The organism is Aeromonas sp. ASNIH8 (assembly GCF_002919855.1).
Lineage (GTDB): Bacteria > Pseudomonadota > Gammaproteobacteria > Enterobacterales > Aeromonadaceae > Aeromonas > Aeromonas caviae.
In genome coordinates, this window is record NZ_PQLN01000133.1 from 1 (window position 1) to 8978 (window position 8978).

An 8978-nucleotide genomic window follows, 5' to 3' on the forward strand; every position below is an offset into this window, starting at 1 on the left:
GCTCTTACTTTGCGGGCTCTTGCGGCGGAGCACCGTTGGAGGTGATCAAGCAATACATTCAAAACCAGCGGGGCTGACGCCCCGGCGAAATTCCCCTCCCACCTACGTCGGAGGGAGTCCCCTTTCGTATTTAAGATGGGAACTGAAGCGGCGAACGATTAATTATAAAAGCATCAATTCGAGCTGACGCTGCGACATATAGTGTCACATGAAATGACACTGGCAGAATTTATGACCATAAAAATCATTTTTGCAACACAAGTGAACTGAAAGATTTGATGAATGCAGTTTAATGTTTCAGCAAAGCAAGAAGCAGGGAAGCCCTGCCGGGCGACACGGACTCCCCGCTTATGTTCCCCGCCCTGTCAGACCGGCTGCCAGCCGCGCATGACCCTCAGCAGGTCCTTCCAGCTCACTATGCCCACCAGGGCGCCGTTTTCCAGCACAGGCAGACAGGAGATCTGGTGCTCCAGCATGAGGCCGGCGGCCTCTTTCAGGGAGCGTTCGGGGGAGACGGTGATGGGTTCACGGCTCATGATCTGGTGGGCGCGCCGGTTGAGGGTCTCGGTGTCCCGGTTCATCTCGGCATCCGTGTCCAGATAGGGGCTGATGGCACGCAGCAGATCCCGGTCCGAGATGACCCCCACCAGCTTCTCTTCCTCCACCACCAGGAGGTGGCGGAAATGGGCCTGCTCGAAGATCTCCTTGATGACGCTCAGCCTGTCATCCATGGAAACGGTCGCGACCCGGGTCGTCATGATCTCTTTAATCAACATGGTCAGCCTCCTGCCCCCCAGATGTCTCTGTTATGACACGTTTTTCCGGCGGCAGCCATCCCCCCCGCCCTCAAGTGCAAATTTGTGTCATTTCACGTAAGATCCGCGCCAGTTTCTCTCCTTCAATCGAGCCAAGCAGACCCATCCATGATAGTTGCCAGTCAAATCGAACTGATCCGCGGCGGCCGCACGCTGCTGGACAACGCGTCCGCCACCATACACCCCGGCCACAAGGTGGGCCTGGTGGGCAAGAACGGCTGTGGCAAGTCCACCTTCTTTGCGCTGGTACGGGGCGAGCTGGCCATCGACAACGGCAGCTTCAGCCTGCCCGCCGGCTGGCAGATTGCCGGCGTGGCCCAGGAGACCCCGGCGCTGGACTGCTCCGCCCTGGAGTACGTGATCGACGGCGACAAGGAGTTCCGCGCCCTGGAAGCCGAGCTCGCCCGGGCCGAGGCGGATGACAACGGTCTGCTGGTGGCCGAGCTGCACGGCAAGCTCGATACCATAGGTGCCTACAGCATTCGCGCCCGTGCCGCCGAGCTGCTGCACGGTCTGGGTTTTGGCGGCGATCAGCTCGACTCGCCGGTCAGAAGCTTCTCCGGTGGCTGGCGTATGCGCCTGAACCTGGCCCAGGCGCTGCTCTGCCGCTCCGATCTGCTGCTGCTGGATGAACCGACCAACCACCTGGATCTCGACGCCGTCATCTGGCTGGAGAAGTGGCTCAAGGGCTATCAGGGCACGCTGGTGCTCATTTCTCACGACCGCGACTTCCTCGATTCCGTGGTGAATCGCATCATCCATATCGAGAACGGCAAGCTCAACGAATACAGCGGCGGCTACTCCGACTTCGAACTGCAACGGGCCGAGCACCTGGCCCAGCAGCAGTCCATGTACGAGAAGCAGCAGCGGGAGATGGCCCACATGCAATCCTATGTGGATCGCTTCCGCTACAAGGCCTCCAAGGCCCGTCAGGCCCAAAGCCGGCTCAAAGCCATGGAGCGGATGGAGAAGATCCTGCCCGCCCACGCCGACTCCGAATTCAGCTTCGAGTTTCGCGAGCCCTCGGCCCTGCCGACTCCCCTCATCGCCATGGAGAACCTGTGCGCCGGTTACGGTGACAAGGTGATCCTCGAGAAGATCAAGCTCAACCTGGTGCCGGGGTCGCGCATCGGCCTGCTCGGTCGCAACGGCGCCGGCAAGTCCACCTTCATCAAGATGCTCTCCGGTAGCAACCCGCCGCTGTCGGGCAAGCTGGAGGTGAGCGCCGGGGTGAGCATCGGCTACTTCGCCCAGCATCAGCTCGAAACCCTGCGCCTCGATGACAGCCCCCTCGATCACCTGGTGCGCCTGGCCCCGGACAAGACCGAACAGGAGCTTCGCAACTACCTCGGCAGCTTCGGTTTTCACGGCGACAAGGTGCTCGACAAGGTGGCCCCCTTCTCCGGCGGTGAGAAAGCGCGTCTGGTGCTGGCCCTCATCACCTGGCAAAAGCCCAACCTGCTGCTGCTGGATGAACCGACCAACCACCTGGATCTGGAGATGCGCCACGCCCTGACCATGGCCCTGCAAGGGTTCGAGGGGGCCATGGTGGTGGTCTCTCACGACCGTCATCTGCTGCGCACCACCACGGATGACTTCTATCTGGTCCACGGCGGCCGGGTCGAGCCCTTCGATGGGGATCTCGACGACTACCACAAGTGGCTCGGCGAGCAGGAGAAAGAGGCCAATGCCAAGCCGGCAGATGGCACTGTCTCCGCCAACTCGGCGGTGGCGCGCAAGGATCAGAAGCGCCTCGAAGCCCAGTTCCGGCAAGCGACCCGGCCGCTGCGCCAGAAGCTGGAGAAGCTCGAAACCAGCATGGAGAAGCTGCAGGCCAAGCTGGCCGCGGTGGAAGAGCAGCTCGCCGATCCCGCCATCTATGAAGAGAGTGCCAAGGGCAAGCTCTCCGAGCTGCTCAAGTCCCAGGGCCCCCTCAAGGAGGAGCTGGAGCACGTCGAGCTGGAGTGGATGAGCCTCTCTGAAGAGCTGGAAACCATGGAGCAGGCCTTCTTTGCGTGATGAAGCCTTGATGGCCAGCGAGCGGGTCAGCCCCGACGCCCTGCCCACCCCTTCCGAGTTCTGGACATGGAGCACGGGCGCCTATGGCCAGCGCAGCCAGGACTGGCTCCACGTGCAAAGCATGGGGGGCAACGTCAACCTGGCACTCCTGCTGCACCACCTCGACCTGCTCCGGATCCCGGTCGACCTCACGGACTTGCAACCGGCCCTGGTACAGACCGAGGCGGTGCTGCTCCCCTGGCGCACCCTGCGCCAGCAGGCCAAGTCACGGGTGGGAACCGAGGAGTACCAGACCATGCTGGCCCACGAACTGGAGCTGGAGCGGCTGCAACAGGGGGTCTTGCTGCAGACCCTGCGCACCCTCGCCCTGTTTCGCGGCGACAGCCGCAACCTGTTTCACTATCTATCGTTACTGGGTGCCCAGCAGGGCCCCCTCAGAGATCTCATATGCTGAGCTACCGCCACGCCTTTCACGCCGGCAACCACGCCGATGTGCTCAAACACGCCGTCCAGGCCCTGATCATCGAGTCCCTCAAGAAGAAGGAGAAACCCTTCATCGTGCTAGACACCCATGCCGGTGGCGGTCTCTACGACCTGCGCGGCGACTGGTCCCAGAAGAAGGCGGAATACGCCGACGGGATCAAACGCCTGTGGGATGAACGGGCCCAGTGGTCTGCCATGGCCCCCTATCTGGGTGTCATCGAGGAGATGAACAGCGATGGCCAGCTGCACTACTACCCCGGCTCGCCGGAGCTCTCCCGCCGCCTTATCCGCGATCAGGACAAGCTGGCGCTGATGGAGCTGCACAACAACGAGGTGGAGGATCTTCGCGCCAACATGGGGTACGACCCCCGCGTCGCCGTCCACCATCGCGACGGCTTCGAAGGGCTGGTTGCCCTGCTGCCCCCCACCCCGCGCCGCGGCCTGGTGCTCATCGACCCCCCCTATGAGCTGAAGGAAGATTACTTCGCCGTGGTCGATACCCTTAAAAAAGCGCAAAAGCTCTGGGCCACCGGCATCTACGCCCTCTGGTATCCCATCCTCGGGCAAGAGGCGGACAAGTCCCGCGACATGCTCAAAGCGATCAAGCGCGAGAACTTCGGCAACGTCCTGGTGGCCGAGCTGGAAGTGGCCGGCCAGACCAGCGATTGGGGCATGAACGGCTCCGGCATGCTCATCGTCAGCCCCCCCTGGATGCTGGACGAGCAGATCGAGGCCTTCTTGAAACCCCTGTGCGCCAGGCTGACCCAGGGCGCCGGCGCCCAGTACAGGGTGGAGTGGCTGAACAAGGCCGAAGCCTGACCCTCGGAACCACAGAAAATGAAAAAGGGCCTGTCACAGCAGGCCCTTTTTCATTGGGGCTGATGACCCGGCACGTTCACGCTGGCCAGCTGCTCGGACAGGCGGCTCGCCAGCCAGTCGATGGCAAGCCGGGTCTTGAGGGGCAGATGCGGACCATGGGGCCAGAGGGCGTTGATGGGATAGCGCCGACCCGGCAATCGGGCCAGCAGCTCGCGCAGCTCGCCCCGCTCAAGGTGGGGCCGCGCCAGCCAGGTCGGCAGCCAGGCGAGACCAAAGCCCGCGATGGCCGCCTGGGTGATGGCGTTGAGATCGTCCATCTGCAACCGCCCTCTGGGCTGGACTTCGCGCCATGCCTCGGCCTCCTGCCACCACCACGACAGCACCCGCCCCTGGCGCAGATAGGCAATGCACTCGTGCTCCGGTAACTCGGCCAGGGTCACAGGTTCCCCCCGCTCGGCCAGATAGGCGGGCGAGGCGCAAAGCGTCATGCCGTGCTCCCCGAGCCTGCGCGCCGCCAGATCCAGGCTGTCCGGCGGCTCTGCGTTGCGGATCACCAGATCCATCCCCTCCTCCACCAGATCCACCTTGCGATCGCTGAACGACAGCTCCAGGGCCAGCCCGGGATGCGCCTTCGCCAGCGCCAGCAAAATGGGGGCCACGCACTGCTGGCCGAACAGCACCGGCATGGAGACCTTCAATCTGCCGTTGAGGGTGAGCTTGTTGCTGGCCAGCGCCGCTTCCCCAAGACGCACCTCCTCCAGCGCCCGCAGGCAGTGGCGATAGAAGAGCGCCCCCTCCTCGGTCAGGCTCTGGCTGCGGGTGGTGCGATGAAACAGTTGCACGCCGAGACGCAGCTCCAGCCGCGCCACCCCCTTGCCCACCGCCGAGCGGGTGAGGTGAAGCCGCTCCGCCGCCTGGGCGAAGCTGCCCGCCTCCACCACGGTGGCGAAGAGATCGATGCCGTTGAGCGTGTTTGCCATCTATTGCATACCTTTTGGAACCAATATGGCGAAATACTATCAGCACTGCGGAAAAAAATGACTGGTAAGCTCCCTTCATTCTTCACACGTTTCAGATGGAGTTTCCCTCATGAGCCAGATCCTGCTGCTGCAATCCAGCCTCAACGGCCCCGCATCCCGCACCAACCAGTTGATGGAGCGCTTCCTGCAAACACGCCGGGAGCAGGGCCATCAGGACCAGGTGGTGGTGCGTGATCTGACCGCCCTCGACTTGCCCGTCCTCGACAGCCCGTTGTTTCACGCCCTGCGCGGGGCTGAACCGGCCAATGAGGCCATCCGGCAGGCGGTGGCGCTGTCGGATCGGCTGATTGCCGAACTCAAGGCCACCGACCTGCTGCTGATCGGCGCCCCCATGTACAACCTCAATGTACCGACCCCCCTCAAGAACTGGTTCGATCTGGTGGCACGGGCCGGGGTGACTTTCCGTTACACCGACACCTACCCCATGGGGCTGGTGGAGGGGGTCAACGCCCTGGTGTTCAGTAGCCGCGGCGGCGTGCATCAGGGACAGACGACGGATGCGGTCACCCCCTACCTCCAATCCGTGCTCGGCCTGATGGGCATCCCGGTGGACTTCGTCTACGCAGAGGGGATGGATCTGCGCCCCCACGGGGCGGAGCAGGGGATGCGCGAGGCCCATGCTCGGATCGCTGACCTAGGCAGGTAGGGCCATCACCCGATCTTGCCCCTTCCAACCGGCCACCTGCTGCGCGGGACATTCCAAGTAAAAAAGCCCCGCAAGGGGCTTTCACGTGCAGGCAAACATCAGGCCCTGACGGGCATATCCCGCCAGAGCGCCAGAATGAGCAGCGCCAGCAGGGCAAAGGGCGGCACCAGGCAGAGCAGCACGCACAGGAAGGTGACAAGCCCCGGGTGGCGGCTCTTGCGCCGGGCCAGTCGCCAGGCCACCACACCGACAACGATCATCATCAGCAGCATGAAGAGAACAAACAGGTTGGAGTTGATGGTCATGAAAGCTCCTTTTTCATGGCAAAAGGCACACTCTAGCGCCGTTGCGGTCCCGGGCAACTCCCAATCTGGTGGTGCCTCCCCCGGTCGATAGGCATTTTCTATTTCGCTGATAGATGAGAATGGTTTTCATTTGATGAGATTCTGGGTGATACTGCCTTCATCGCCAGAGGAGACACCACCATGAAAAAGACCATCAGCTTCGCCATCCTGCACTTTTGTGTCGCCTTCACCGTGGCTTACCTGCTGACCGGCGAACTGCTCACCGCCAGCCTGATCGCCCTCATCGAGCCCGCCGTGAACACGGTCGCCTTCTACTTCCACGACCTTGGCTGGCACAAGCTCAAGCCTGAACACAGCCTGCAGGCCAAGACCAGCAGCTTCGCCCTGGTCCACTTCTCGGTGGCCTTCGGTGTCGCCTACCTGCTGAGTGGCGAGCTGCTCACCGGCGGCGTGATGGCACTGATCGAACCTGCCATCAACACCGTCGTCTTCTTCTTCCACGAGCGGCTGTGGCGCAGCCGCCAGACCTTGGCGCTGGCCGGCGTCTGATTGCCATGCAGGGCCGCCCGGCACCCAAAAACACGGGGTGCTCCTGCCTCCTTCGGGTGTAAAGTGTGCTCTGGTCACGGGGCATCATGCCCCCTGTTGGAGCCCTGTCGATGAACAAGATCTTGCTTGGAACCCTGCTGTTTTGCCCTCTGCTGGCCGCCGCAGCCACCCCGTCCTTCGAGTGCGCCAAGGCGAAAGGCGCCGCCGAAACCCTCATCTGCAAGGATGCCGGACTGGCTGCGCTGGATAACGAGCTGTCAGCCCTCTATCCCAAGGCGATTGCCGGGTTCTCCCCCGAGCAGCAGAAGAGCGAGCGCGCCATCCAGCGCGGCTGGATCAAGGGGCGCAACGACTGCTGGAAGGCGGGCGACCTGCGCCAATGCGTGGAAGAGAGCTACCAGTTGCGGATCACCGAGTTGCAGATAAAAGGCGGCCAGCTGAGGGTGCCGATGCCGGTCGATTACCAGTGCGGCAAGAGCGTCACCCTCTCCACCTACTTCTACAACGAGGCCAAGCGGCCCGCCGCCATGATCAACCTGAGCGAGGGTAACAACCAGCAGCAGGTGCTCGCCTATGAGACCCCCAGCGCCAGCGGCGCCCGGTACGAGGGGCAAAACCTCACCCTCTGGACCAAGGGGAGCGACGCCATGCTGGAGCGCTACGGTCAGCCCACCCTCAACTGCAGCGAGATCCCGGGCAACTGATCCCCCGCCAGGCCAAGGGCGGGCAACCACTCCCGAACAGGCAGCAAGTGGGTCACCAGTTGGTGGCCGCTCGCCCCCTTTTACCTATCCCCAGCCCCCTCTCGCCAATCCAGCCCGGACGCCAGGCTTTCGGGCTGACCTCCATTTGTTGATCTTGCCCGGCAATTCGCCATTTCCTCCTTTCCCTTCGCTCGCGGGCGGTTAATATAGCCAATTGGCAACACACGCCTCGTCGGAGTCTCCCATGAGCCATGCCAACCACGCCCAATTGGTCAATCGCAGCAAGCTGGAAGCTGACATTCAGGGCGGTAGCGTCGCCAAAGGGCACAACCGGCAAGAGGTAAATGACTGATTCAACCATGTCGAGTGGAGTGAATGTATGGAAACGCACACACTGCATCGGGGTCGGCTGATCGACCATCTCCAGCTGGTGGTGAAAGGCCTGACCGCCAGCGAGCGCTTTTACAGGGCCATACTGGCCACCCTCGATGTGCCAATCGGCGGCGCGGGTGAGGGTTACTTCTGGGCTGACGAGCTGTTTGTCACATCCATCGACAGCCCGGCTGCGCTCGGCGCACTGACCGGTCGCCATCATCTCGCCTTCCAGGCGCAGGACCACGCCACAGTCGATCGCTTCTATCAGGCAGCGCTGGCCCACGGCGGCCAGGACAACGGCGCCCCCGGCGAGCGAGCCTATCACCCCGGCTACTACGCAGCCTTTGTCCTCGACCCGGACGGCAACAATATCGAAGCTGTATATCACGGCGAGGCAACGCGCAGCGCGGAGTCGGTGGAAATTAAGTTTTAGTAAAGAGAACAGAGCACCAGTGATATAGGCATCGCTATGGTGCAACGAGTTAACTACGCCTTGCTCAACATAGTGATGCCCTGATTTCTTTATTGACTGTATCTTTATGCAGTCGTGATAATCGAACTAAAAAAGGGGAACATGCTAAGGAAGGTGCGAACAAGTCCCTGATATGAGATCATGTTTGTCATCTGGAGCCATGAAAAAGGGTTCATCATGAGTCATCAGCTCACCTTCGCCGACAGTGAATTCAGCAGTAAGCGCCGTCAGACCAGAAAAGAGATTTTCTTGTCCCGCATGGAGCAGATTCTGCCATGGCAAAACATGGTGGAAGTCATCGAGCCGTTTTATCCCAAGGCTGGTAATGGCCGGCGACCTTATCCGCTGGAAACCATGCTACGCATTCACTGCATGCAGCATTGGTACAACCTGAGCGATGGCGCGATGGAAGATGCTCTGTACGAAATCGCCTCCATGCGTCTGTTTGCCCGGTTATCCCTGGATAGCGCCTTGCCGGACCGCACCACCATCATGAACTTCCGCCACCTGCTGGAGCAGCATCAACTGGCCCGCCAATTGTTCAAGACCATCAATCGCTGGCTGGCCGAAGCAGGCGTCATGATGACTCAAGGCACCTTGGTCGATGCCACCATCATTGAGGCTCCCAGCTCGACCAAGAACAAAGAGCAGCAACGCGATCCGCAGATGCATCAGACCAAGAAAGGCAATCAGTGGCACTTTGGCATGAAGGCCCACATTGGTGTCGATGCCAAGAGTGGCCTGACCCACA

General features: G+C 61.7%; 11 protein-coding genes and 1 pseudogene. 9 read left to right on the forward strand and 3 right to left on the reverse strand.

Going from position 1 to position 8978, the window contains the following annotated elements; genetic code table 11:
* The coding region (locus C3418_RS21525) for a transposase (RefSeq protein WP_174213905.1) at positions 1-77 on the forward strand (77 nt) is incomplete at its 5' end.
* 288 nt (positions 78-365) lie between these two features.
* Here the strand turns inward: C3418_RS21525 and C3418_RS21530 are convergent.
* Entirely contained in the window at positions 366-776 is a 411-nt protein-coding gene (locus C3418_RS21530; RefSeq protein WP_041212425.1) for a CBS domain-containing protein, read from the reverse strand.
* Between the two features lie 147 nt (positions 777-923).
* On the opposite strand from C3418_RS21530, the gene C3418_RS21535 reads away from it, so the two are divergent.
* Genes C3418_RS21535 through C3418_RS21545 form a run of 3 tightly spaced genes read left to right on the forward strand, consistent with a single transcriptional unit; the run spans position 924 to position 4136 of the window.
* Entirely contained in the window at positions 924-2834 is a 1911-nt protein-coding gene (locus C3418_RS21535; protein WP_042879860.1) for an ABC transporter ATP-binding protein, read from the forward strand.
* Complete coding sequence (locus C3418_RS21540; RefSeq protein ID WP_052815280.1) at positions 2827-3288, forward strand: DUF2390 domain-containing protein; 462 nt, start codon at positions 2827-2829, stop codon at positions 3286-3288. Before C3418_RS21535 ends, C3418_RS21540 begins: the two co-directional genes overlap by 8 nt.
* On the forward strand, positions 3282-4136 hold the full coding sequence (locus C3418_RS21545; RefSeq protein ID WP_103859253.1) for a 23S rRNA (adenine(2030)-N(6))-methyltransferase RlmJ: 855 nt from the start codon (positions 3282-3284) through the stop codon (positions 4134-4136). The genes C3418_RS21540 and C3418_RS21545 overlap by 7 nt, the downstream gene beginning before the upstream one ends.
* Positions 4137-4186: 50 nt before the next feature.
* Here C3418_RS21545 and C3418_RS21550 read toward each other — a convergent pair whose 3' ends face one another.
* Entirely contained in the window at positions 4187-5116 is a 930-nt protein-coding gene (locus tag C3418_RS21550; RefSeq protein WP_103859254.1) for a LysR family transcriptional regulator, read from the reverse strand.
* A 109-nt stretch (positions 5117-5225) separates the two neighbouring features.
* Between C3418_RS21550 and C3418_RS21555 the strand changes: the two genes are divergently transcribed.
* Positions 5226-5822: an FMN-dependent NADH-azoreductase gene (locus C3418_RS21555; RefSeq protein ID WP_052815283.1), complete on the forward strand. Its 597-nt coding sequence runs from the start codon at positions 5226-5228 to the stop codon at positions 5820-5822.
* Positions 5823-5920: 98 nt separating this feature from the next.
* On the opposite strand, the gene C3418_RS21560 is transcribed toward C3418_RS21555, so the two are convergent.
* Positions 5921-6127: a hypothetical protein gene (locus C3418_RS21560; protein WP_052815284.1), complete on the reverse strand. Its 207-nt coding sequence runs from the start codon at positions 6125-6127 to the stop codon at positions 5921-5923.
* A 180-nt stretch (positions 6128-6307) separates the two neighbouring features.
* On the opposite strand from C3418_RS21560, the gene C3418_RS21565 reads away from it, so the two are divergent.
* The 4 genes and pseudogenes from C3418_RS21565 to C3418_RS21580 all read left to right on the forward strand — a co-directional run.
* The gene (locus C3418_RS21565; protein ID WP_010675518.1) at positions 6308-6676 is read left to right on the forward strand and encodes a DUF2061 domain-containing protein; all 369 of its coding nucleotides are present in this window, start codon (positions 6308-6310) and stop codon (positions 6674-6676) included.
* 110 nt (positions 6677-6786) lie between these two features.
* Positions 6787-7380 (forward strand): MliC family protein, encoded by a 594-nt coding sequence (locus C3418_RS21570; RefSeq protein WP_103859255.1) that lies wholly within the window; start codon positions 6787-6789, stop codon positions 7378-7380.
* Between the two features lie 379 nt (positions 7381-7759).
* Positions 7760-8188, forward strand: coding sequence for a VOC family protein (locus tag C3418_RS21575; RefSeq protein ID WP_103859256.1), 429 nt, complete (start codon positions 7760-7762; stop codon positions 8186-8188).
* 216 nt (positions 8189-8404) lie between these two features.
* A pseudogene (locus tag C3418_RS21580) lies at positions 8405-8978 on the forward strand (IS5-like element IS5B family transposase); the annotation flags it as partial.

Excerpts from the sequence above, each read along its gene's own strand:
- C3418_RS21535 (WP_042879860.1), top strand. The coding sequence starts at position 924 with ATGATAGTTGCCAGTCAAATCGAACTGATCCGCGGCGGCCGCACGCTG.
- C3418_RS21570 (WP_103859255.1), top strand. The coding sequence starts at position 6,787 with ATGAACAAGATCTTGCTTGGAACCCTGCTGTTTTGCCCTCTGCTGGCC.
- C3418_RS21550 (WP_103859254.1), bottom strand. The coding sequence starts at position 5,116 with ATGGCAAACACGCTCAACGGCATCGATCTCTTCGCCACCGTGGTGGAG.
- C3418_RS21560 (WP_052815284.1), bottom strand. The coding sequence starts at position 6,127 with ATGACCATCAACTCCAACCTGTTTGTTCTCTTCATGCTGCTGATGATG.
- C3418_RS21555 (WP_052815283.1), top strand. The coding sequence starts at position 5,226 with ATGAGCCAGATCCTGCTGCTGCAATCCAGCCTCAACGGCCCCGCATCC.
- C3418_RS21545 (WP_103859253.1), top strand. The coding sequence starts at position 3,282 with ATGCTGAGCTACCGCCACGCCTTTCACGCCGGCAACCACGCCGATGTG.
- C3418_RS21565 (WP_010675518.1), top strand. The coding sequence starts at position 6,308 with ATGAAAAAGACCATCAGCTTCGCCATCCTGCACTTTTGTGTCGCCTTC.
- C3418_RS21530 (WP_041212425.1), bottom strand. The coding sequence starts at position 776 with ATGTTGATTAAAGAGATCATGACGACCCGGGTCGCGACCGTTTCCATG.
- C3418_RS21575 (WP_103859256.1), top strand. The coding sequence starts at position 7,760 with ATGGAAACGCACACACTGCATCGGGGTCGGCTGATCGACCATCTCCAG.